26 protein-coding genes are annotated in these 23,619 nt (G+C 41.4%); 10 read left to right on the top strand and 16 right to left on the bottom strand.

Annotation, left to right across the window (positions count from 1 at the left end; translation table 11 throughout):
* Nucleotides 1-627 (bottom strand): IS4 family transposase (locus IMPJCBKJ_RS08770; RefSeq protein ID WP_166338107.1); only part of this gene is annotated, 627 nt, incomplete at its 3' end.
* Nucleotides 628-784: 157 nt separating this feature from the next.
* On the opposite strand from IMPJCBKJ_RS08770, the gene mtnN reads away from it, so the two are divergent.
* Both mtnN and ampE read left to right on the top strand, forming a co-directional pair.
* Nucleotides 785-1,492 carry a 5'-methylthioadenosine/S-adenosylhomocysteine nucleosidase gene (mtnN, locus tag IMPJCBKJ_RS08765; protein ID WP_054551291.1) on the top strand — a complete coding sequence of 236 codons (708 nt, stop codon included), beginning with the start codon at nucleotides 785-787 and terminating at the stop codon, nucleotides 1,490-1,492.
* A gap of 1 nt (nucleotide 1,493) precedes the next feature.
* Nucleotides 1,494-2,444, top strand: a complete 951-nt coding sequence (ampE, locus tag IMPJCBKJ_RS08760; protein ID WP_166339836.1) for a regulatory signaling modulator protein AmpE — start codon at nucleotides 1,494-1,496, stop codon at nucleotides 2,442-2,444.
* 51 nt (nucleotides 2,445-2,495) lie between these two features.
* On the opposite strand, the gene tyrS is transcribed toward ampE, so the two are convergent.
* The gene (gene tyrS, locus IMPJCBKJ_RS08755; protein WP_138602042.1) at nucleotides 2,496-3,695 is read right to left on the bottom strand and encodes a tyrosine--tRNA ligase; all 1,200 of its coding nucleotides are present in this window, start codon (nucleotides 3,693-3,695) and stop codon (nucleotides 2,496-2,498) included.
* A 398-nt stretch (nucleotides 3,696-4,093) separates the two neighbouring features.
* On the opposite strand from tyrS, the gene IMPJCBKJ_RS08750 reads away from it, so the two are divergent.
* On the top strand, nucleotides 4,094-5,410 hold the full coding sequence (locus IMPJCBKJ_RS08750) for a peptidoglycan DD-metalloendopeptidase family protein (RefSeq protein ID WP_166339834.1): 1,317 nt from the start codon (nucleotides 4,094-4,096) through the stop codon (nucleotides 5,408-5,410).
* Nucleotides 5,411-5,824: 414 nt separating this feature from the next.
* On the opposite strand, the gene IMPJCBKJ_RS08745 is transcribed toward IMPJCBKJ_RS08750, so the two are convergent.
* The 3 genes from IMPJCBKJ_RS08745 to IMPJCBKJ_RS08735 are packed head-to-tail and all read right to left on the bottom strand — an operon-like array spanning nucleotide 5,825 to nucleotide 9,002.
* Complete coding sequence (locus IMPJCBKJ_RS08745) at nucleotides 5,825-6,955, bottom strand: sodium ion-translocating decarboxylase subunit beta (RefSeq protein WP_138602040.1); 1,131 nt, start codon at nucleotides 6,953-6,955, stop codon at nucleotides 5,825-5,827.
* A 10-nt stretch (nucleotides 6,956-6,965) separates the two neighbouring features.
* Entirely contained in the window at nucleotides 6,966-8,738 is a 1,773-nt protein-coding gene (gene oadA, locus IMPJCBKJ_RS08740; protein ID WP_054551286.1) for a sodium-extruding oxaloacetate decarboxylase subunit alpha, read from the bottom strand.
* A 15-nt stretch (nucleotides 8,739-8,753) separates the two neighbouring features.
* The gene (locus IMPJCBKJ_RS08735; protein WP_054551285.1) at nucleotides 8,754-9,002 is read right to left on the bottom strand and encodes an OadG family transporter subunit; all 249 of its coding nucleotides are present in this window, start codon (nucleotides 9,000-9,002) and stop codon (nucleotides 8,754-8,756) included.
* Between the two features lie 534 nt (nucleotides 9,003-9,536).
* Here IMPJCBKJ_RS08735 and IMPJCBKJ_RS08730 point away from each other — a divergent pair.
* Nucleotides 9,537-9,710: a DUF1328 family protein gene (locus IMPJCBKJ_RS08730; RefSeq protein ID WP_064485886.1), complete on the top strand. Its 174-nt coding sequence runs from the start codon at nucleotides 9,537-9,539 to the stop codon at nucleotides 9,708-9,710.
* 50 nt (nucleotides 9,711-9,760) lie between these two features.
* Nucleotides 9,761-9,952, top strand: a complete 192-nt coding sequence (locus IMPJCBKJ_RS08725) for a hypothetical protein (protein WP_054551284.1) — start codon at nucleotides 9,761-9,763, stop codon at nucleotides 9,950-9,952.
* A 393-nt stretch (nucleotides 9,953-10,345) separates the two neighbouring features.
* Here the strand turns inward: IMPJCBKJ_RS08725 and IMPJCBKJ_RS08720 are convergent, their stop codons facing one another.
* Nucleotides 10,346-11,269, bottom strand: a complete 924-nt coding sequence (locus IMPJCBKJ_RS08720) for a hypothetical protein (protein WP_166339832.1) — start codon at nucleotides 11,267-11,269, stop codon at nucleotides 10,346-10,348.
* 124 nt (nucleotides 11,270-11,393) lie between these two features.
* Here IMPJCBKJ_RS08720 and IMPJCBKJ_RS08715 point away from each other — a divergent pair, with 124 nt between their 5' ends.
* A complete protein-coding gene (locus tag IMPJCBKJ_RS08715; protein WP_054551282.1) occupies nucleotides 11,394-11,861 on the top strand; it encodes a YcxB family protein in 468 nt (155 codons plus the stop codon).
* Nucleotides 11,862-11,887: 26 nt separating this feature from the next.
* Here the strand turns inward: IMPJCBKJ_RS08715 and csrA are convergent, their stop codons facing one another.
* The 6 genes from csrA to ribA form a co-directional block, all read right to left on the bottom strand.
* A complete protein-coding gene (csrA, locus tag IMPJCBKJ_RS08710; protein ID WP_036970495.1) occupies nucleotides 11,888-12,079 on the bottom strand; it encodes a carbon storage regulator CsrA in 192 nt (63 codons plus the stop codon).
* Between the two features lie 93 nt (nucleotides 12,080-12,172).
* Nucleotides 12,173-13,390 (bottom strand): aspartate kinase, encoded by a 1,218-nt coding sequence (locus tag IMPJCBKJ_RS08705; protein ID WP_054551281.1) that lies wholly within the window; start codon nucleotides 13,388-13,390, stop codon nucleotides 12,173-12,175.
* A gap of 6 nt (nucleotides 13,391-13,396) precedes the next feature.
* A complete protein-coding gene (alaS, locus tag IMPJCBKJ_RS08700; protein WP_054551280.1) occupies nucleotides 13,397-15,997 on the bottom strand; it encodes an alanine--tRNA ligase in 2,601 nt (866 codons plus the stop codon).
* A gap of 17 nt (nucleotides 15,998-16,014) precedes the next feature.
* Entirely contained in the window at nucleotides 16,015-16,467 is a 453-nt protein-coding gene (locus IMPJCBKJ_RS08695) for a regulatory protein RecX (RefSeq protein WP_138601891.1), read from the bottom strand.
* Nucleotides 16,467-17,261, bottom strand: coding sequence for a BPSS1780 family membrane protein (locus tag IMPJCBKJ_RS08690; protein WP_166339830.1), 795 nt, complete (start codon nucleotides 17,259-17,261; stop codon nucleotides 16,467-16,469). The genes IMPJCBKJ_RS08695 and IMPJCBKJ_RS08690 overlap by 1 nt, the downstream gene beginning before the upstream one ends.
* A 78-nt stretch (nucleotides 17,262-17,339) precedes the next feature.
* Entirely contained in the window at nucleotides 17,340-17,966 is a 627-nt protein-coding gene (ribA, locus tag IMPJCBKJ_RS08685; protein ID WP_166339828.1) for a GTP cyclohydrolase II, read from the bottom strand.
* Nucleotides 17,967-18,422: 456 nt separating this feature from the next.
* Between ribA and IMPJCBKJ_RS08680 the strand changes: the two genes are divergently transcribed.
* Nucleotides 18,423-19,496 carry an energy transducer TonB gene (locus tag IMPJCBKJ_RS08680; protein ID WP_054551276.1) on the top strand — a complete coding sequence of 358 codons (1,074 nt, stop codon included), beginning with the start codon at nucleotides 18,423-18,425 and terminating at the stop codon, nucleotides 19,494-19,496.
* Nucleotides 19,497-19,521: 25 nt separating this feature from the next.
* On the opposite strand, the gene IMPJCBKJ_RS08675 is transcribed toward IMPJCBKJ_RS08680, so the two are convergent.
* From IMPJCBKJ_RS08675 to IMPJCBKJ_RS08665, 3 genes are all read right to left on the bottom strand, one after another.
* A complete protein-coding gene (locus tag IMPJCBKJ_RS08675) occupies nucleotides 19,522-19,971 on the bottom strand; it encodes a low molecular weight protein-tyrosine-phosphatase (protein WP_166339826.1) in 450 nt (149 codons plus the stop codon).
* Between the two features lie 39 nt (nucleotides 19,972-20,010).
* Nucleotides 20,011-20,532, bottom strand: coding sequence for a hypothetical protein (locus IMPJCBKJ_RS08670; RefSeq protein ID WP_166339824.1), 522 nt, complete (start codon nucleotides 20,530-20,532; stop codon nucleotides 20,011-20,013).
* Between the two features lie 65 nt (nucleotides 20,533-20,597).
* Nucleotides 20,598-21,104 (bottom strand): DUF3087 domain-containing protein, encoded by a 507-nt coding sequence (locus IMPJCBKJ_RS08665; protein WP_166339822.1) that lies wholly within the window; start codon nucleotides 21,102-21,104, stop codon nucleotides 20,598-20,600.
* Between the two features lie 106 nt (nucleotides 21,105-21,210).
* Between IMPJCBKJ_RS08665 and IMPJCBKJ_RS08660 the strand changes: the two genes are divergently transcribed.
* The 3 genes from IMPJCBKJ_RS08660 to IMPJCBKJ_RS08650 are packed head-to-tail and all read left to right on the top strand — an operon-like array spanning nucleotide 21,211 to nucleotide 23,005.
* Complete coding sequence (locus tag IMPJCBKJ_RS08660) at nucleotides 21,211-21,858, top strand: energy transducer TonB (RefSeq protein WP_166339820.1); 648 nt, start codon at nucleotides 21,211-21,213, stop codon at nucleotides 21,856-21,858.
* Nucleotides 21,859-21,864: 6 nt separating this feature from the next.
* The gene (locus IMPJCBKJ_RS08655; RefSeq protein ID WP_166339818.1) at nucleotides 21,865-22,416 is read left to right on the top strand and encodes a sigma-70 family RNA polymerase sigma factor; all 552 of its coding nucleotides are present in this window, start codon (nucleotides 21,865-21,867) and stop codon (nucleotides 22,414-22,416) included.
* The gene (locus IMPJCBKJ_RS08650) at nucleotides 22,406-23,005 is read left to right on the top strand and encodes a hypothetical protein (protein ID WP_166339816.1); all 600 of its coding nucleotides are present in this window, start codon (nucleotides 22,406-22,408) and stop codon (nucleotides 23,003-23,005) included. Before IMPJCBKJ_RS08655 ends, IMPJCBKJ_RS08650 begins: the two co-directional genes overlap by 11 nt.
* Nucleotides 23,006-23,209: 204 nt before the next feature.
* Here the strand turns inward: IMPJCBKJ_RS08650 and IMPJCBKJ_RS08645 are convergent.
* The coding region (locus IMPJCBKJ_RS08645; RefSeq protein ID WP_166339814.1) for a DDE-type integrase/transposase/recombinase at nucleotides 23,210-23,619 on the bottom strand (410 nt) is incomplete at its 5' end.

Below are 23,619 nucleotides of genomic sequence, written 5' to 3'. Positions count from 1 at the left end.
ACCTTTATCAAACAGCGTTAGGCTATTGTCGGGTGTTTGCTCTATCAGCTGCTCAGCGAGCGTCATTTCATTAGCCGCAACGGCGTCAAAGGCGGATGCGGTCAATAAGTGACTTGTGAGTTCCATTTGACAGACCATACGAATTTGAGGAAAAGCCGATTCGCGTTTGTCATTGTGCAACTTACCAAATGCATCATTGTTAGCTGGCGTGTCTTCTGCACGCCACACCACGCCATCAACGCCAAGTAAGGTTAATCCACACCAGTTTGGATGTGGTGTGTCTTGATGCCAACGGGATTGAGTCATATTAAAGATATGACGAATAGATTCCGAGCCTAAACGCTGTCTTGCTTGAACAATCGCACTAGGAGCTACAAAAGGTTTCTTACTTGGTAATACAATATCAAGACGATTAATGACCTGAGTCATAGGCATATCTCGAAACAATGCGCTGCCAATCACACTCCAGACCATTAGCTCAAGAGGTAGCCTGCGCTTCCTGAGTGTTGCGACCCCAGACTCTGCAAGTGCTTGTTGTATTAAAGACTCATCCAGTATTTCCGACAAGCTGTGAATATTAGAATCGATAAATGATGAAATATTGGCGAAGCTATGATTAAGGGGCATAAAAAAATCCGATGACCTGTGATCATCGGATTTTGATCCTATTATGCCAAATGTCAATTGCTTAACTGATCGGCATTGGACTTTAAGGTCTGCTTTTTTGTTTGTTTTAGACATTTTTAGGTATAATCATCCTATTCAATCTAAGGAATCAAATATTATGCACGTTGGTATTATTGGCGCGATGGAGCCAGAAGTAAAAATCTTACGCGAAGCAATGGTAAACCCAAGCATCATGACTAAAGCTGGTTTTACCTTTTACACCGGTGAATTAGCGGGTAACACTGTTACTTTAGTTCAATCTGGTATTGGTAAAGTAGCTTCTGCAGTAGCAACGACACTACTAATCGACAACTTCAGCCCAGATTGTGTGATCAACACAGGTTCTGCAGGTGGTTTTGAGCCATCGCTAAATGTAGGTGATGTCGTTATTTCTTCAGAAGTTCGTCACCACGATGTAGACGTTACTGCATTCGGTTACGAAATCGGCCAAGTACCACAAATGCCAGCGGGCTTTGCTGCGCACCCTAAATTGATTGAAGCGGCAGAGCAAAGCGTAAGCCAAATCAGCGATGTTAAAACCATGATTGGCCTAATTTGTACTGGTGATTCATTCATGTGTGACCCGGTAAGAATTGAAAAAACACGCGCAGAATTTCCAACTATGCTTGCAGTAGAAATGGAAGGTGCAGCAATTGCACAAGCTTGTCACGTGCTAGAAACACCATTTGTTGTTATTCGTTCAATGTCTGACATTGCTGGCAAAGAGTCGCCGCAATCATTTGAAGAGTATATCGAAACTGCATCTATCAACTCATCTAAAATGGTTGTTGCTCTTTTAGAGAAGCTAACATCGGTGAGTTTATAAGGTGATTGCAAATATTGTTCAAAACCATTTGGACATTATTGTATTTTTTGTAGCGCTCTTAGCTGAGCGCTTCTTTCCTTTGGTTAGTTGGTATCATCCTAATACCTTTTTAAGCGTTATTTTCTCTGCCCTCAACGATCGTTTATACAACCCAACGAATCCTAAAAGCTATCAATATTTAGCCTCAACTTTGGCTTTTACACTCACTATTTTAGTGATAGTGACATTAGTTGTGCTGTTTTTAGAGTTTGCTTTTTATCCTGAGTTATTAAGCGGCTTAATTTTATATTTGTTACTCAGTAGCCGCGCGCAAGAGAAGAAATCATTACGTATTGCCAGATTGCTCAAGCTCAACCAAAAAGCGACTGCTAGAGAGCTACTAGCTAGCCTTGTTGCCCGTGATGTATCACGTTTATCGGCTTCTGGAATTTGTAAAGCAACCATGGAGTCACTGGTGTTACAAAGTGCGCGGCATTATTTTGCCGTTATCTTCTTTTATCTACTTGGCGGCGCTATCCTTGCTTTAGTTTATCGCTTACTGACATTAATTCATCAAGCATGGCGAAAAAACCAAAAACCAAACAACCCGTTTTTGGCTACCATTGCTAAGTTACTATTTGTATTGGAGTGGTTACCCACTCGATTAGTTGCATTAACCATTGCAGCAACCAATGCCAGCAAACAATGTATTCATTACATTAAGCACTATGGCAGACATTTTTATCAAACCAATACGGGTTGGCTGTTAAGTGTTACATCGGCTGCTCTACAAGTGCAATTAGGCGGCCCTGCCCTTTACCAAGGTGAGCGCTTTAATAAAATGCGTGTTGGTACCGATCGCCTACCAGATGCCGATGATATTCCCGCTTTAGTGAATCGCTTAAATCAAGCGAAAGCATTTTGGTTACTACTTATCATCGCCATTGAAGTGGCTACGCTGTTTATTAACTAAAAAAAGGCACAAAAAAACCAGCCGCAGCTGGTTTTTATTCTGTTAGCTTATTTAAGCTAAGGTGATTTTAGCAAACTTACGTTTACCTACTTGGTAAATCTGTGTAGTGCCTTTAGCAACTTCAAGCTTAGTATCCGTTACTTTTTCTTCACCATTAATCTTTACAGCGCCTTGTTTAATCATACGCATTGCTTCTGACGTACTTGCAACAAGGTTCGCTTCTTTTAATAGATTAGTGATAAACACAGTGTCTTCAGCAATTGTTACTGTTACTTCAGGGATCTCATCTGGTAATGCATTCTTTTGGAAACGCTTGATGAAATCTTGATGAGCACCTTCGGCTGCTTCTTCGCTGTGGAAACGTGCAATCATTTCTTTGGCAAGCTCAATCTTAATGTCGCGCGGGTTTGCACCATCTGCAACACGTTGTTTAAGCGCTGCAATCTCTTCGATAGATAATGCACTTAATAAGTCATAGTAACGCCACATTAGCTCATCACTAATAGACATCACTTTACCAAACATGTCGTTTGGCTCATCAGTAATACCAATGTAATTACCTAATGACTTAGACATTTTCTGAACGCCATCAGTACCTTCAAGCAGTGGCATCATAAGTACTGTTTGTGGCTTTTGACCTTCGTCTTTTTGTAATTCACGACCCATTAATAGGTTAAAGCGTTGGTCTGTACCACCAAGTTCAACATCAGCTTCTAATGCAACTGAGTCCCAACCTTGTACCAGTGGATATAAAAATTCGTGGATAGCAATTGATTGACCGCTGGCATAACGCTTTTTAAAGTCATCACGTTCTAGCATACGTGCTACTGTTTGACGCGCAGCCAGTTTAATCATACCTGCTGCACCTAAGTTCTCCATCCAAGTAGAGTTGAATGCAACTGTAGTTTTAGCAGGATCAAGAATCTTAAATACTTGCTCTTTATAGGTTTCAGCATTAGCTAATACATCTTCACGCGTTAACGGTTTACGCGTTACGTTTTTACCCGTCGGATCACCAATCATACCGGTGAAGTCACCGATCAAGAAAATCACTTCATGACCTAGGTCTTGGAAGGTTTTCATTTTGTTGATAAGAACTGTGTGACCTAAATGCAGATCAGGCGCAGTTGGATCGAAACCCGCTTTGATCTTAAGTTTCTTACCAGACTTTAGCTTTTCGACTAATTCGTCTTCAATTAATATCTCTTCTGCACCGCGTTTTATCTCAGCTAGAGCGGTTTGTAAATCCACTGTGTATTACTCCAAAAATTCAGCTACCGGGGCGTGGTGGCCTGTCAGGGTTATAAATATAGAGCTAAAAACTTTAAAATTTAGCTAGTTAGCACCAAAAAGCGACACTAGAAAAAAGCCTAACTTAAATAGTTTAAGAAACAGCCCTGAAGGCAGCGCGCATGATTGTTCTTTATACCGCGTTATTGCAATTTAATGAAGGGACTTTAGTTAACTAATGTAGATTTAGTTTAACCATAGACATCTGCTGCAATTTTAAACAAAAAAGTTTAACGCGCAGGCCAATTCTAGCGTAAAATAGCGCCAGTTTAAATCTACAAAACACTGGTATTTGCTCTATTTTAGGTATATCCTGCGATATTAGTATTTAAATTTCTTGACAGCAGAAAAGGCACGATATGGTTCACGTAGTGCACAAACTTCCCAAAAAACACAAACTGCTTATTCTCGGTTTGGTTTCTGCTATTGTCGGCTTGGCGTTATTGCCTTCTGAAAAAGCCACCGCATCAAAGGACAACAGTGCAAACGCACTTGAAATTGGCAAACGCTACGAATTACAAGTTAAAGTTGATGATAACGAAAAACTAACTGAGCTTAATTCGGAGCAAGCAGCAGCAAAACTTCCAGAATACGAGCTTATCGACCATGAAGTACGTAATGGCGATAATTTAGCACTTATCTTTAAACGTGCGGGTTTCTCAGCGCAAACATTACACAAACTAGTTAATACCAACGCTGAAACTCGTAAGTTAACAAAAATTCACCCAGGCGAAATCTTAAGCTTTGCAACCGCTGAAGATGGCTCTTTAGCGCAGCTTCGTTATGTGATCTCAAAAACAGATACCTTATACGTTACATTAAATGACGAAGGTAACTACGACACTTCTATCGATAGCAAAGAAATCGAAACGCTAAGTAAATCTGCAGGCGGCGAGATTTCTAATAGCTTTTGGACATCAGGCATTGCCGCTGGCTTAAGCGAGCGTCAAATTATGAATTTTGCTGACATCTTTGGTTGGGATGTCGACTTTGCTAATGACATTCGTAAAGGTGACCAATTTGGTCTTATTTACGAAGCTCACTATGTTGATGGTGAGTACATTGGTGATGGTAAAATTATTGCCGCAGAATTTATTAACCAAGGTGAGCGTTATACCGCTATTCGCCATACCGATGGTAACTTCTACACACCTGAAGGCCGTAGCATGAAAAAAGCTTTCTTACGTGCGCCAGTTAACTTTAAGTATATTAGCTCGAGCTTTAACCCGCGTCGTTTACACCCAGTGACCAAAACGGTAAAACCACATAACGGTATCGATTACGCAGCGCGTACAGGTACACCTGTTGTGTCATCGGGTAACGGTAAAGTAATTAAAGCAGGTTACAGCAAATACAATGGTAACTATGTATTTATTAGCCACGGCACACAGTATGTGACTAAGTACTTACACTTAAACAAAAAGATGGTTAGAACTGGTCAGAAAGTGAAACAAGGCCAGAAGATTGGTACTGTTGGTGCGACAGGTCGTGTGACGGGCCCACACTTACACTATGAATTCTTAGTAAACGGTGTTCACCGTAATCCGAAAACGGTCAAACTTCCTAAATCAGAGCCATTACCGCGCGATGAGCTAGCTAAGTTTAAACCGATTGCTGATAACTTCTTAGCTCAATTACAGCGTAACCGTGAGTTACAATTAGCGTTAAATAAGTAGTTAAGTAAACATGTAAAAGCCGCTTCAATTGAAGCGGCTTTTTTGTGCCAAATAAACCCGGCTAAAACTATTATAGACTTTACTAAAATGAGTACTGTTAGCACTGCGGTTTAATACAACTATTACCTTAAAAGAACATAGATAAGTTGAATAATCAGCGAAATCATCACCAGTGGCCAAATGTACTTTGCATACTTTGTCGCGCCATCAAGCCCCATTCTAGACTGATACTTTTCAAGTAGCGGTATTAGAATAACCAAGGCAACAAAAAGGCATAATAAGATAATAAAAACATTCATGGCGGCTTCCTTACACAACTATCATTTAACTACAATTTCTTTAGGGTGACCCTAGTCTATAGGCAAAAAAAAGCGCAGTAAAATTACTGCGCCAGTCGGTTGGAAGTAAATCGACTTAGCCAACAATCGCTAACAGAATACCTGCTGCAACGGCACTTCCTAATACCCCTGCTACGTTTGGTCCCATGGCATGCATTAACAAGAAGTTATGCGGGTTGCTCTCAAGGCCTACCTTATTAACCACCCGTGCTGCCATTGGTACCGCTGACACACCTGCTGCGCCTACTAATGGGTTGATTGGCGATTTAGAGATCTTATTCAGACCTTTTGCCATAAACACGCCTGACGCTGTACCAATTGCAAAGGCCAATGCACCTAACACCAAAATACCGATTGTTTCTACGGTTAAGAACTTATCTGCCGCAAGCTTTGAGCCTACCGCTAAGCCTAAGAAAATGGTGGTAATGTTGATGATTTCGTTTTGTGCACTATTGCTTAAACGATCAACCACGCCCGATTCACGCATCAAGTTACCTAGGCAGAACATACCTACCAGCGGTGTTGCCGCAGGTAAAAACAAGATGGTTAAACTAAGCACCATTAATGGAAAAACAATTTTCTCTTTTTTCGATACTGTACGAAGTTGCGGCATTTGAATTTCGCGCTCTTCTTGCGTTGTTAATGCACGCATAATTGGCGGCTGAATAATTGGCACTAGCGCCATATAAGAATAAGCCGCTACAGCAATCGCCCCCAGTAAATCAGGTGCTAGCTTAGATGCTAAGAAAATAGCTGTTGGACCATCTGCTCCACCAATAATGGCAATGGCCGATGCATCTTGAAGTGTAAACTCAAAACCAGGAATAAAGTTAAGTAGAATTGCACCAAATAAAGTAGCAAAAATACCAAACTGCGCAGCCGCGCCTAACAGCAACATACGCGGATTTGCTATCAAGGCACTAAAGTCTGTAAGCGCCCCCACGCCCATAAAGATCAAAAGTGGGAACACCCCAGAGTCAATCCCTATGTGATACACGTAATAAAGCAAACCACCCGGTTCAGATAACCCGGCTACAGGAATATTAGTTAAAATAGCCCCAAAGCCGATAGGTAATAACAATAATGGCTCAAATTTACGGGCGATTGCGAGATATAATAACCCGCAACCTACCGCAATCATTATTAATGCAGGAAAGGTAAAGTTAGCAATACCTGTCGCATGCCAGAGGTTTAAAACACCATCCATCCTCTGTCTCCTATGCTAGCGCGATTAGCGCATCGCCAGTGGCAACAGAGTCGCCCTCTGCCACTAATACTTCTGCAATTGTACCTGAGTGTGCGGCGCGAACTTCTGTTTCCATTTTCATTGCTTCCATAATGATAACCACATCACCTTCATTTACTGTTTGGCCAGCTTTTACTTTCACTTTGAAAATATTGCCTGCTAACGGCGCGTTTAAGGTTTCGCTAACAGACGCTGAGGCAGATTGAGGAATTAACTCACTGTCTTTTAGAGTTACTTCTTTTAGTTCACCACCTTGCGCTACAACGACATCGTAAACTTTACCGTCAACTTTAACGCTGTATTGCTCTGCTTTTGCAGGACTTGAAGCGGCTGGTTTACTTTCTGACTTAGCAACTTCACCCGTTGGAATTGCTTCAAACGCATCAGGGTTGTTACGGTTTTTAATAAACTTAAGGCCAATTTGAGGGAATAATGCGTAAGTAAGCACATCATCAATCACGTCATCAGCAAGCTCTAAACCTTGCTCTTTAGCTTCACTTAATAACTCTGCTTCAAGCTTCTCAAGTTCAGGCTCAAGCTTATCAGCAGGACGGCAAGTGATTGCTTCAGCGCCATCTAGTACACGTTCTTGCAGCTCTTTATTCATTGGTGCTGGTGTTGCACCATACTCGCCTTTGAGCACACCCGCAGTTTCTTTAGTGATGGTTTTATATCGCTCGCCAGTCAACACATTAAGTACCGCTTGAGTACCAACAATTTGCGAGGTTGGTGTAACGAGTGGAATGTAACCTAAGTCTTCGCGAACACGCGGGATCTCAAGTAATACTTGATCAAGTTTATCAGCAGCACCTTGCTCTTTAAGCTGATTTTCCATATTAGTTAACATGCCGCCCGGCACTTGCGCTAATAAGATACGTCCATCAACGCCTTTAAGGCTGCCTTCAAATGCAGCATATTTCTTGCGTACGTCACGGAAGTAAGCAGCAATTTCTTCTAATTGGTTTAAATCAAGGCCTGTGTCTCGCTCAGTGCCTTCTACAATTGAAACGATGGTTTCTGTGGCGCTATGACCATAGGTCATACTCATTGACGAAATAGCCGTATCAAGCATATCGATACCTGCATCGATCGCTTTTTGATAAGTTGCAGTGCTTAAACCTGTGGTTGCGTGGCATTGCATCGCAATAGGAATAGACACAGTTTCTTTTAAACCTTTGATCAACTGTTCACAATCATAAGGCTTTAATAAACCTGCCATATCTTTGATACAAATTGAATGACAACCAAGATCTTCTAGTTGTTTTGCAAGCTCAAGCCACATATCAAGCGTATGGACTGGGCTTACTGTGTACGAAATAGTACCTTGGGCATGAGCACCTACTTTAACAGCAGCTTTAATGGCAGTTTCAAGGTTACGCACATCGTTCATCGCATCGAAAATGCGGAAAACATCAACACCGTTTTTGTGGGCACGCTCAACAAACTTTTCGACTACATCATCAGCATAATGACGGTAACCTAGAAGATTCTGTCCGCGTAGTAGCATTTGTTGCTTAGTGTTTGGCATTGCCGCTTTTAGCTCGCGAATACGTTGCCAAGGATCTTCACCTAAATAACGGATACACGAGTCAAACGTCGCACCACCCCATGATTCAATTGACCAATAACCCGCATTATCGAGTTTTTCTGCCATGGGTAGCATGTCGTCTAAGCGCATACGCGTTGCCAAAAGAGACTGGTGTGCGTCACGCAATACTAATTCGGTTAGTTTTAATTTAGCCATGTTTAAGCTGCCCCGTTATTTTTGTTTATTTCGAAATTGAGCAATTGCAGCGCTGATTGCTGCAATATGTGCCTGTGGCACACCCTGTTGAGGTTGAATTTTTGCTGTACGCGTAGGTTCTGCAATTGCAGGATCATCAAATCGACCCACTACCTTTGACATTAAAGTGACTGCTGAAATCAAAATAGTCAGAAAAACAAACACGCCTACCATGCCTGTCACCATCAAACTGGCCGCAGTGGTGAGTAATCCACCTATATCCATACGACTCCCCTCGCTTACTTAAAATAAAAAGTTATTTTTGTTAAATAATTATGCACCAATAATAACAAACAAAATTCATTTGTATAGCACCATTGTAAATTGGTAAAACCAATTAAATTTAAAATAACATGACATACATACAATTAACACCCCACTATTTATGCATTTAAAGCCCCGCTATAGATGATATAAATAATCAATATAGCCAGTCGTTATATGCTGAACTATTAATTAATAGCAACAAAATGGCTAAAAACCACACACAACAAGGTGTTAGAGGTAGCCAACCCAAACAATGTTAAATTGGTCTTACCATTTATTGGTGCATTATCTCTTTTTCTCATGCATCTCAATATGAAAAAATATCACTATGAATAAGTTACATGCTTACTCGTAAAAGTTACCAAATGATGAACCCTCTAAAGAACAACAAAAACACACAACCCATTGAAATATATAAAATAAAAGTTCTGGCACAGAACTCGCTTCAGTTACATCGAACTTAAGAAAATTTAAATAGCCAAGGAGACCACTATGTTACGCTGGACAATTACTTTTCTAGTTATCGCGTTAATCGCAGCAGTGTTAGGTTTTGGCGGTATCGCAGGAGCCGCTGCAGGCATCGCTAAGATTATCTTTTTTATATTTTTAGTATTACTTGTTATTTCGCTGGTATCAGGAGCACTTAGAGGCAACGTCCCTAAGTAGTTAAAAGCAGATAACCACTTACTTTTTTTAAATTTACAAGGAATTTCATTATGAAAAATTCAACTTTAAAAGCCGCAACTATCGCCCTATTTTCAGGTCTTTTCATCATGGGTTGTGAAGACAACTCTGCTGAAGACGCAGGTGAGCGTATTGACGAAGCAATTACTGATACACAAAATGCAGTTGAAGATGCATGTGAAGAAGTAAAAGAAGGTGTTAACGCAGAAGAAACTAACTGCTAATAGCACACCTTACTTAAGAAAAGCGGCCAAGTGCCGCTTTTTTGTTTTTTAAATGATGCATGAGATCTGAGATAATCGTAGGAATGGTTTTAACCGTGAACTTTTGGCTATAGCGTGAGTTTTTTCGGCGTTAAAACGCCTCCTACAAGTCTTAACTTGGGTTTAAAGTCTGATGACTTTATAAACCACCGCGCGAAATAAATTTCACGCCTACGTGAGCCTCAAACTCGATAACTTTACTCTTTCCTCTAGAAATTCGCTAACTTGTTGGGTTTTAATCTGATAGCTGACGGCTGAAAGCTGATAGCTCCTTTCTCTAGAAACTCGCTAACTTGTTGGGTTTTAATCTGATAGCTGACGGCTCTGAGTGCGTCTCCGTTCTACCCAACGTTATCACTCACATACCTTAGTGAGGGGCACATTTGTCGTTACACTTGCTATATGCCATTGGCCGTCGATAAAACTTACTTTTGCGACATCGCTTACAGCAAAATCTCCGGGGACATTTAAACGCGTTAAGTTGCTCGCTAACGGCTGCTGGCAATATGGGCCGGTATCACCATGCATTACAAGCACAGGCTTCTTAGTGTGCTTTGCGAAGTCGCTGATGGCATCTCGGTATATTTTAAATGCATCACAATTAGAGCGCTGTGATTCACTGCAAGTGGGTTTACTGGTCGGGTGGTAAATATCAGCCTGAAAGCCAAACACATAGGCCTTAGCATCTTGTTGAACAAGTGCTTGTTTTAACCAAATTAAGTTGTACTTATCACGTTTGTCAGCGGCATCAAGTGCTGCGTTTTTGTCACTTTTTAAAATTTGCGAGCGGCCATTAAAAGTGCCCGGTATATGCAAAGTACGAAACTCAATACCATCAAACTGCCAACGGGCATTCTCTAGCATTTCAGCTTGTGTGGCATAACCCTGTAGTTGCTGTGCTTTTTGTGTATAAGCATCGTCGAACATTAGGCCTTTAACAAAGCTTAGGCGCTCAAGCTCATCAAAACGCACCGATAGCTTCTCTCGGTCACAATCGGTCCATTCATTATCACCGGGGGTATAAATAAAAGGCTGTTTGGTCAACGACGTCAATAACGCTTTATTTGTTTGCAAAAGCTTGTTCGTGCAAGCAAGTGCTCCCGATTTCATATCACCAAGGTGCATTAAAAAGCCATGGGGTGTTGCTGCGATTGCTTTAGTAATTTTTCCGCCTTTGGCGAGATTAATTTCATCAATCGGGGTGTATGGCATATCGCCCATAACTAAAAAAGTATTTGTGGTCATTGCAAGTGCTAATGACATTGAACTAACAAACATACAACTTACACCTAAAAAATACAGATACCTTAAGCTCTCATAATGACAACTAAATGAAAACCAACTGCGGCAGTTTTTTTCTATCAATGTTAAACTGCTGCCAGTCGATTAATTGAGTCCCCAAATGACATTAAGTACAACTTACACACTAGATAAACCGTATTATTACGAATGCTTTGATGAGTCTTTGCCTTATTCATCTCAAGCCAAGCCTAAATACCCGCTGTTGATATTGTTAATAACCTTAGGCTTATTGGCGTTTTATCAATTAGAGAATCATTACCTTGGTAGCTTTATGATTATGCTTGCCGTCGTTGAGTGCTTATCGTTTTATTACAAGCGCCCATGGTGGGTCGCAAGACAAATGATGAGCCGTGCATCAGGCAGCGAAGTGACTATCGTATTTGATGATGATGGGGTGAAAGCCGAAAACCCGCATAAAAGCTACCAATTAAGCTGGCAACAGATTAGTGAGATTATTGAAACTGAGCGAGGTTATATTTTAAAGGCACAGCGCGGTATGCAATATATTTCTAAACAAGCGCTAAATGATGAAATGACAGCCGAACTAAATAAAAGAGCCACTCAGTGAGTGGCTCTTAAAATATCTGTCGCTGATTAAACGTTGCCCGGATTTGGGTTAGATTTCTCTGCTTGAATTCGCATGTAGATTTCTTCACGATGTACAGATACATCTTTCGGTGCGTTTACACCAATGCGAACTTGATTTCCTTTAACACCAAGAACAGTAACTGTTACTTCGTCACCGATCATTAGGGTTTCACCTACTCTACGAGTTAGTATTAGCATTCTCTTGCTCCCATGTTCCAAAAAATTAAAAGATTCCGCGTCAAAAACATTCTAATGAAATCTAGACTTAAAAGTAAGTAAAAACTCTAGATCTTATTCATTTTCGGTTAAAAAAACTTTGTGTAGCGCACGTACAGCCAGTTCTAAATACTTTTCGTCAATTAAAACTGATATCTTTATTTCTGATGTCGATACAAGCATCACTTTGATGTTTTCATCGGCAAGGGCATTAAAAAATAAACTTGCCACACCAGAGTGAGATTTCATCCCTACACCTACTGCAGACACCTTGGCAACATTGCTGATCCCTTTAATAGATTCTGCGCTGATACCATCTTGGTTACTGGTCAAAATTTCAAGGGCTTGCTCAAAATCATTCGTGTGCACAGTAAAAGCATAGTCTATTTTTTCAAAGTTATGATTAACTTGATTAATCATATCTATTTCGATGCCAAATTCTGCAAAAAGTTTCAAAATTTTTGCAAGGTTTTCCGTTCCTTGGTGTACGCCATTGACGTAAATCAAGCTTTCGTCACGATTAAAGGCGATACCCGACACAATGTTTGCTTGCACATCCGGCTCCTCAAAACTGATCAAGGTCCCTTGATCCGGGTTAAAACTCGATAACACTCTGAGCGGTATATTATATTTTCCTGCCGCTTCGACACTACGAATATGCAGTACCTTAGCCCCAAGACTAGCCATTTCGAGCATTTCTTCGAAGGTAACATGGCTCATACGTCGCGCATTAGGCTCAATACGTGGGTCGGTGGTGTATACCCCATCAACATCGGTGTAAATTTGACATTCATCGGCATTGATAGCGCCTGCAATCTCAACCGCAGAGGTATCAGTACCACCGCGACCAAGCGTGGTGATATTGCCTTCAATATCGCGGCCCTGAAAGCCCGCTATTATAGCAATCCGGTTATGTTCAAGTTCATGCTTTAGACGAGTCGCCGCAATCTCTTCAATCCGCGCTTTACCAAACATGTTATCGGTGCGAATGTTGACCTGATCAGCAAGTAAGCTTACCGCTGAGTGACCACGTTTAATAATAGCCATAGCGAGTAAAGAGACCGACACTTGCTCACCGGTGGTTAGCAATACATCAAGCTCACGAGCACTGGGTCGAGAATCGATTTGTTTAGCGAGTTCAATTAGACGGTTAGTTTCTCCCGACATCGCCGAGAGCACCACCACAACTTGATGGCCTTGTTGTTTGGTTTTTACAACAAGGTCGGCGACGGCCTCAATTCGCTCTATTGAGCCAACTGAGGTGCCACCGAATTTTTGGACGATAAGTGCCACTAGTGATTAAGAACGCTCAGTTAACCAAGCCGTTACACTTTCTAAGGCTGCAGCTAGGTTCTCTGGCTGAGTACCACCTGCTTGCGCCATATCAGGACGACCACCGCCCTTACCGCCTACTTGTGCAGCCATGTGATTTACAAGTTCACCAGCTTTCACTTTACCTGTTAAGTCTTTAGTTACACCGGCAATTAGGCTTACTTTGTCGCCATTAGCTACACCAAGGGCAATAACACCTGAACCAATCTTCGTTTTCAGGTCATCAACCATGCCGCGTAGTGCTTTAGACTCAGTACCTGCAACATCAGCAACCAGCAGTTTAATACCGTTCACTTCAACAACAGAGTCAAGTAACGATGCACCTGCCGCACTTGCTAGCTTGTCGTTAAGCTGTGCAATTTGCTTCTCAAGGCCTTTTGATTTCTCAAGTAACGCAGTTACTTTTTCAAGTACTGTGCTGCTATCACCTTTAACTAGCGCTGCAACATCATTTAACTGTTGCTCTTGCTCACTTACATAAGCAACTGCTTCAGCACCCGTTACCGCTTCAATACGGCGGATACCGGCAGCGATACCGCTTTCTGATACGATTTTAAATAAACCGATATCACCAGCACGCTTAACGTGAGTACCACCACATAGCTCGATTGAGTAATCACCAATGGTTACTACGCGCACTTCGTCATCGTATTTTTCACCGAATAATGCCATCGCACCTTTTGCTTTTGCATCTTCGATAGCCATTAGCTCAGTTTCAAGCGCAAAGTTACGACGGATTTCATCGTTTACCGCGCGCTCGATTTGACGTAATTCGTCTTTTGTTACCGCTTCAAAGTGTGAGAAGTCAAAACGTAAACGTTCAGGGTCAACTAGTGAACCTTTTTGACTTACGTGCTCACCTAAAATTTGGCGTAATGTTTCATGCAAGATATGCGTTGCAGTGTGGTTTTTCTTGATGCTATCGCGACGTGCTGCATCAATGGTTGCCTCTGCTTTATCGTTTGTACCAATACGACCTTGTACACGACCATGGTGTGCAAATGCATTACCAAGTTTCGTGGTGTTAGTCACTACAAACTCACCACCAGCTACTTTTAACACACCCGTGTCACCAACCTGACCACCTGATTCAGCGTAGAACGGTGTACGGTCTAAGATTGCGATACCTTCTTGACCATCTTCAAGTACAGAAACCGATTGACCTTCAGAGAAAAGTTCAACCACAGTACCTGTGTAATGTTCTGCATCGTAACCTTTAAAGTCTGTGTGTTTTTCAGACTTAAGTTGTTGGTTGTAATCAGCACCAAACTTACCCGCTTGCTGTGCTTGCTTACGCTGAACAGCCATACACTCTTGGAAGCCGTGCTCATCAATCGTCATAAAACGCTCACGCGCCACGTCTGCCGTTAAGTCAGCTGGGAAACCGTAAGTATCGTAAAGTTTGAATACTAAGTCACCTGGGATCACATCGCCTTCGATGTCAGTTAGGCTTTCTTCTAAAATAGCCAGACCACGCTCAAGTGTTTTACCAAACTGCTCTTCTTCAATACGCAGTACTTTTTCAATAATTTCCTGTTGCTTTGCAAGCTCAGGGTACGCTTGACCCATTTGCTCAATTAGCGCAGCAACTAGCTTATAGAAGAAAGCACCTTTTGCGCCTAGCTTGTTACCGTGACGAACAGCACGACGAATGATACGACGTAATACATAACCACGGCCTTCGTTTGACGGCATAACGCCGTCAGATACTAAGAACGCACACGAACGAATGTGGTCAGCCACAACGCGTAACGATTTATCATCTAAATCTTGTGCGTTTGTTACTTTGGCCGCAGCTGCAATAAGCGCTTGGAATAAATCGATTTCGTAGTTTGAGTGCACGCCTTGTAAAATTGCAGAAATACGCTCAAGACCCATACCTGTATCAACAGACTGCTTAGGAAGCGGCTCCATTGTACCGTCGGCATGGCGGTTATACTGCATAAATACTAGGTTCCAGATCTCGATGAAACGGTCACCGTCTTCTTCAGGTGAACCTGGAGGACCACCCCAAATTTCTTCACCGTGATCGTAAAAGATTTCAGAACATGGACCACAAGGACCTGTATCACCCATTGACCAGAAGTTATCGCTAGTTGCAATGCGAATAATACGATCTTCACTTAGACCCACTTCTTTATGCCAAATGTTGAAGGCTTCTTCATCATCATGATAAATAGTAACAAGGAGCTTTTCTTGCGGTAGTTTTACAACATCAGTTAAAAACTCCCACGCAAACTTGATTGCGTCTTGCTTGAAGTAATCGCCAAAGCTGAAGTTACCTAGCATTTCAAAGAATGTATGGTGACGTGCAGTGTAGCCTACGTTTTCAAGGTCGTTATGTTTACCACCTGCGCGTACACAACGTTGAGAGCTGGTTGCACGTGAATAAGGGCGGCTTTCCGCACCTAAAAATACATCTTTAAATTGCACCATACCGGCGTTATTGAATAATAACGTGGCATCGTTACCCGGGATCAGCGAGCTTGAAGGAACAATTTGGTGTTGTTTAGAGGCAAAAAAGTCTAAGAACTGTTGCCTGATCTGTGCGGTAGTCATATGCTGCATGTGAAAATCTCACCCGTTTATTGCTGTGCTTGCATTGCAAAATCAATTTGTTCGTAATTAAAGCCTCGATACATCAAGTAGCGTACACGTTTCGCTCTTTCTTTCTGGTCGAGTTCTTTACCTGAATTTGAAAACTTTTTTAAATATGCGTCCTTTGCGAGTTCAAACCAATCGATTTCGAACTCCTCGAGCGTCTTGTCTAGTAGTGCTCGATCTATCCCTTTTGCCATTGCTTCGCTCTGAATGCGTTTTACACCATGATACTTAGCTAAATGGCGGCGTACAAACCCTTCGCAATAGCGCTGTTCGTTAATAAAGTTGTGTGATTCACACCAATCTAACAAGCGCTCTGTAAACTCAGGTGTCGCCTCTTTTTGCTGTAACTTTCGCGTTAAATCCCGACGCGAATAATCTTGTCGAGACAATAACCAAAGTACGTAATTCTTTAACTTTTGTTCTTTATCATCCATTACGCGTCAAAGCGTCCTGATTGTGACTGTGCTTCAGGTGCTTTTGTTTGGTCATCACCTTTTGGCACAACTGGCATAAAAATGGCCTGAAAAGACACGAAGAAGCTAATGTAACAAATTGGCATTAAAACCAATAGTGGAATAAACGATAAAGGAATACAGATCACCATTAAAACAGCGCAAATTAGGCCATAAACACCAAGTGGCGCCATATTATGGTAAAACACCATGAATGAGGTTTTTAAAACCTGAAACATATTGCTTTGCTTTTGAAAATAAACCAAAGGCACTGCATAGGCAAAAGCAGTTAAATACACACAGATCGCCAATAGAAATACCGCAACTTGCCCCATTGAAATGGTTGCTAATAAATCGGCAATATGTGTTTGGTTTTGTGGGTCGAAAGTTTGACTCGAAATAACTGCGTAGGCATCTGCAAAAATGAAATTAGACAGTAAGGCTAATAAAATACCTGCCGCCATCTGATACACAGCCACACGCACTAAACCTATACGGTTTCCTTTATTACTAAATGGCTTAAAAATATCAGCTTGGCTGATAGTCCCGCCTTGCTGCTTAGTTAACACAGCTTGATAAAAACCTGCCATCAAAAATGGCGTCACAAACGCACCAACAACTTGCAGTAAAGGTAGCAGCAATGCCAAAAAGCTAATTATCACGATTAGCAGATGCATTAAAATAAAAGTCAAAGGTTGCAGCTTAAAGATTTCCCACCCAGCTTTAAACCATTTAACGCCCGCATCAGCTTTAAAAATACGTACTTCGATCGACATAGTTTCTCATTCAATAACGACAAAACGCACCGAGTATAACTGGGTGCGCCGCTTGTTTATAGTCACCTGTTGTGAAATTTACTCAGGCTTTTTAATTTTTTTAATATCAAGCATGTGCGAGCCATGTTTGATTTTCGTTTCAAGGTAAGCTCGGTTACCTACCAGACCCGCTTTAATGTGCGCATGAGTGCCAACCACTGAATCAACTTCAATACCCGCATCACGCAGTGCTTTGAGCTTATTTGGGTTGTTAGTCATTAACTTAACATGCTTTTGATTCAATGCTTCGAGCATTAATACAGCGTCTGAAAAATCACGTAAATCATCAGCAAAACCCAAATGGTTATTTGCTTCGTACGTATTCATACCTTGCGACTGTAATACGTAAGCATCAATCTTATTGTATAAGCCAATACCACGGCCTTCTTGGCGTAAATAGAGTAAAATACCACCTTGCTGGTGCATCATCTCGATACACTCATTTAATTGCTCACCACAATCACAACGTGAAGAGTGAAATACATCGCCCGTTAAACACTCTGAATGCATTCGAATTAAAGGAACATCTTGCTCTGTGTCGGCTTGATTAAACACTAAAGCGACATGTTCTTGGCCATCATTTAAGCCACTAAAAGATACGATTTCTGCAGGGATATCACTGTTTTTGCCAACATTCAGCTGGACTCTTGCTCTTACTTGCGCCACGACAAATCCAAATTAAAAAATAAATGCGATACTGCAAATGTGATTACAACAGCTTGAGGTTGTAAGGATGCAACATACGACGAGTGATAACTAATATTGAGGCAGTTACCAGCAATTCAAGTATTATACACTCAAACCACCCCAAGATACGAGCTTTGCGCCTCGCTTTAGTGGCGCTCATCAAACACTTGAAAACTCGCCGTCATACAGCTACCTAATTGAATTGTAATGCGTTTTAAAAAATCACATTCAAAATATTCGAAAAAATAGATTAGTTTAATCTCGATAAACAGTCAGACCTTGTTCAAATTGTTAATAAAAACATACTATGTATCTTAATATTCAACAGTGACACAGCGAGTGTAACTTGCTACCTTGCACCTAATGATGATAATGATTATCATCAACTAGTATTAATTCCCTTCTCTATCTCAGGGCAAAATAATAAGGAATATTATGAAAAAGAGCTCGCTTGCCTTATGCATGGCACTTTTATTTAGCCAGCAAAGCATGGCTAATGAAACGACCACACAAGAGTTTAACGACACCTACCGCGCTTATGTCGCCGCTGTAAAAAATCAGCAAGACAGTAGTGAGCTTGCAAAAAAAGCGTTTGAACTAGGCAAAAAAGTTTATGGCGAAAGCGCCGACAACACTGCGAACCTTGCTATTAACTATGCAAACAGCTTAGATAAAAGCGAGCAAGAGCAACGCTTTGAGTTATATCGTACAGCCTACGAAATACTAGAACAAAATCACGGTAAACTCAGTGCACAAGTGTATGACTCATTAATCGGCATGGCAGAATCAACACCTTCAGCTAAGCGTGCAGATACGTATTTAGATGATGTCATTGCCATTGCTGAAAAACAAAACTCCGCCAAGCTTGTTGCAGATGCAAAAATGACCGCCGCTCGTATCCTTGCATATAAAGGCACTGGTGAGCGCTATTACACAGCAAAGAAATATCTTGAAGAAGCCGATGATTACTATCAAGAGAATTTACCAAATAACGCTGTCGATCGTATTAGCGCTGACTTTTTAGTTGCCGCATTTGCAGAAAATCAACGTAAATACAGCACCGCCATTGAGCGTTTAAATCACGTGGTAAGCGTATTTGATCAAGAGCTAGACTTTGATCATCAAACCGAATTAAACGCCCATTCAAAGCTAGTTCACCTATACGAAAAAACAGGTAAAAGCGATGAAGCAACTAAACATTGCTTAGCGATTGCGAAAATGGTGCCGTGGAAAGAAAGCCAAGAACAAGAGCCGTTATACCGCGTACATCCTAAATATCCAAAATCAAAAGTTCAACGTATGGAAGATGGCAGTGTCGTAATGGAGTTTGAAGTAACCCCGTCAGGCTTTGTAGACAACATTACTGTGGTTGGCTCTGAGGGTGGCTCTGCATTTGAAAGAGAAGCTGTTAAAGCAGTAAAACAGTGGCGTTATGCCCCTAAGTTTGAAAATGGGCAAGCTATTGCTGCGACTTCTCGGGTGCAATTAGATTTTAAAATCAACAACTAAATAACAGGGTCGCAGTGCGACCCTATCATATCTTGTTAAGTAGTTTATCTGCTGCGTTCTCAATTAAATCGAGTACTTTTTCGAAGCCTTGATCGCCACCATAGTAGGGATCAGGGATCTCGCTTTCCCCTGCGTCACCATGACTTAAAAATAGCGACAGCTTATATTGTAAGTGCTCTGGACACTGGGCTTTTAAATCAGCAAGATTTTGCTTGTCGGCTGCGAGGATTAAATCAAACTCATAAAAATCAGCTTGAGTCACAGGTCGCGAATAAATTCCTTTAAAACTATAGCCGCGCTTTTCGGCTGCTGCTTTTGAGCGTGAGTCTGGTGGATTACCTTGGTGATAACCAATGGTGCCAGCAGAATCAACTTTGACATTAATACCTAATGACTTTGCTCGACTACGAAGCACCGCTTCAGCTGTGGGTGAGCGGCAAATATTGCCTAAGCAAACAATCAAAATCTTCTTCATTAAAATGAACCACCTTTATTATTTGCTTCAAAAAATTCCTTAAAACTCATAACTCAAGTTGATACCACCATCAACACGTTTATCATCATCGCTTGAGGCTTCACCGTACCCTAATTCAAACCTCAATCGCCAACCGTCTTGGTTTAAGCCACTGAAATTATAGCTGTAACTAAGCCCAATACCATTAGTGGTTTCTTCATCAAACGCTTCAGCGAGAGCACAACCAATTGCGTTGGCAAATGCTGCTGTAAGTTCATCGCTATTTTGAGATTCATCGCACTGAGTATCTACTTCTCTGTGTCCTAATGCGCCAACCAGCAAGCCGATTGCATGTTTATTATTATCACTTATAGCTTGCTCAAAACCCGCAGAAAAACCATCATCAAGGCCTATCTTATAATTGCCATACCAACGCTGGCTTAAGTCAGCACTAGCAACAGATACTTCAGGTATTACAAAGTACGGATAGCCACCACCAATCGAAAAACTAATATCATTAGCGCTAGCAAAAGTGGGGCCTAGTAGCAGCAACGAGACAACTGTATGTGTTATTTTTTTCATTGTTCACAATCTTTAAAATTTTGACGCAACAAAAAATAAAGCAAAATAGGTACAAAGACAACTTTTTAGTATTGATTTAGTATCTTTTCGTCATACTTATCAACATCTAAAGTTAAATTGTACTGCTGCGCAACACTATCAAGCTCAGCCTGCTTAATTGCCAACTCATCCATGGTAATAGTGTTGTCATCAAGCTGCCATAACAAACGTGACCCCGCATAACTGTATTGAATTGCTAATAAAGCATCGGCATTGCCCTCACGCCCTGCTGCTTTTAACTTTGGCATTTTACGGGTGATTTTATTCAGCGCTTTTTTAAGCTCCCATACATAGACAATTTCAGTCATGTAATCATGATTTCGGTACTTATTAAGCACAAAGCCCACCAGCAAACTACACACAACAACCCCTAATAGGTTCCAATGAAAATGGCTACCGCTTGGATCAGGAAGTAACGCTATCAACGTTTGTGAAATTGCTAAACTGCCAACGGCTAAAGCAATTACACAAGCAATAATTACTTGGTTTAAATGTTTACGGTAACGGGCTTTATCTATTTGAATAAGTTTCATAACAACCTAAAAAACTTGTGAAAAATAAAAAGTGAAAAAAATTTCACCCCTTTTTTATTTGCCAGCCGTTTTAGCTATGAAAGCAATTATCCAAAGAGGAACGGCTATGCATACTTTACCACTAAACTCAGCAAGCTTGAATAACAGCAATGCTGCTTTAAAGACAACCGCAGCAATTATTGGTGGTGGTGTCATGACCTTTGCAGCATTTGCATTTATGCAGTACTTAATTTCTGCTGAGCAAAGAGCCGATGTAACAACAGGCCCAGACATCACGGTTGAAATTTATGAAGTACCGGAAGACTCAAAAGTACAAGTAAAGCAAACACTGCCGCCACCGCCAGTTGCAAAAATGCCACCAAAAGTGCCACCGCGGCCAACCATTGATACGACCGAAACAGTTGTGGTAGCTGATTTAACACCAACAATGACATTCGATAACATTGGCGACACACTGAGCAAAACTATTAATCAACCAACAGGAGATGCAACGCCAATTGTGCGTATTAACCCTAAGTACCCTCCGGTAGCAGCTCGCGACGGCATTGAAGGTTGGGTGCAAATTAGCTTTAGTATTTCACCGACTGGTGAAGTGATTGATCCTGTTATTATTGATGCTGAGCCTAAACGGGTATTTGACCGTGAAGCAATTCGCGCCATTAAACGTTGGAAATATCGCCCTAAAGTTGTTGAAGGTGTGGCACAATTGCAAACAAACCAAAGCGTTCAACTTGATTTTAAAATAGATGGATAACTGCCTATGCTAATGAGCATCAAGACATGGTTATTTGACAAGCCAAATACAGATTGTTTGGCGCAGTATGCCAAAACGGGCGACAACCGTTACCTTAACCAACTCGTTGCTCAATACGGGAACGATCTTTATCACTATCTAGTTACACAAAGTAATAAAGATCTTGCCCTTGATATATGCCAGCAAACCTGGTTAAAAGTTATTGATAAACGCAACTTTTACAATGATCAAAACAACCCAAAAGCGTGGCTTTTTCGCTTAGCTCGTAATTTATTAATTGATGAATTTCGTAAGCAGCAAAAGTTCGTTGAATTAGAAGATAACCAACTATTTGCTGAATCTCAGGATGCAAGTTATCACTACGACTATGAAGCCTTTGATAAAGCACTTATGGCGCTTAGCTTTGTACAACGTGAAGCGCTGACCTTACAACAAGAAGGCTTTAGTCTCGAAGACATTGTTGCAATCACACAAAGTAACCCAGAGACTATTAAAACTCGGCTGCGATATGCCCGTCAAAACCTGAAACAACAACTAGGAGGCCATCATGAAGCGTAACGACGAGCAACTCGATGCTGATTTAAAAGCACATTTTCAAAAACGTAAGGCAGAGCACAGCTTAAGCAGCGACGAGCTTTCACACATGCAAAAGCCACAGTCGGCAACACCAAGACCACAGCGCTTTTTAGGCCTGCAAATGACCGGTGTTTTTGCTGCTTTAGCGATTCTTGGCTTTGTCATGCTGCAATACAACAACCGTGAATTAACCGATGTTTACGCCGTGGATTTATCAGATTATCAATGGCTTGAGGTACACGAACTCGACGCCAAAGGCAGCTATGTGAGTAATCTTAAACAACAAAAACAAAACCTAGATGCGAACTACCAACAAGCATTAGCCAATCACCAAGCCCGCACCAGCTTCACTGGCCGTCTAGTCAGTGTTGATAACGACTGGTATATCGCCGACTGCGAGCAAAATGTCATCGTACAAATTAAACAATCACTCCTTGAAGAACTACAAAAACACGGCACCCTAGATACTCATATTCACCAAGGTGACCTACTCGCCCTAGACCAGAACAAACAAGGCCAAATCATCGCACTCAAACAACTGACCCATGAGGCGGAAAATTGTACGAGTTAGCGAGCTCGTAGGTTGGGTAGAGCGTAGCGAAACCCAACACACTCAGAGCAGTCAGATTTAAAAAAGTTAGCGAGCTACAAGGGGAAAGAGTAAAGGAGTACTGTAGGCGTGAAATTTATTTCGCGCGATGGTTCAAAGAGCCATCAGCTTTCAGCCGTCAGCTCTCAGATTTATGATCTGACCCCGATAAAGTAGACACGGGGTTTAATTAACTTGTTCGTACTGCATGGGACTTTTATACCCTAGGGTGCCATGCCTTCTTACTGAGTTGTAGTATTTTTCAATATAAAAATACGTTTGTGTTGTCATTTCACTACGACTCAGTTCATTTAAATTCTTTATCCACTCCTTTTTATACTGCGCGAAGAAGCTTTCTGAGCACGCATTATCCCAGCAGTTACCTTTTCTAGACATACTCACTGTGACACCTCTATTCGTTAACCACTTCACTGTTTCCTTTGCGACATACTGAGCTCCTTGATCTGAATGAAAGAGCAAGTTAGAACCATTAGGTTTGCGTGCTGACCATGCTTTTCTCAGGGTTTTAATAACTAACTCGGCGTTGTTTATCCGGCTTGTTACCCAGCCAACAACCTTACGAGAATACAAATCAA

The sequence above is a fragment of the Pseudoalteromonas sp. MB47 genome, from assembly GCF_011319765.1.
Taxonomy (GTDB): Bacteria; Pseudomonadota; Gammaproteobacteria; order Enterobacterales; family Alteromonadaceae; genus Pseudoalteromonas; species Pseudoalteromonas simplex.
Note: the sequence above shows the minus strand (reverse complement) of the source record. Positions and strands in the feature narration are given on the sequence as shown.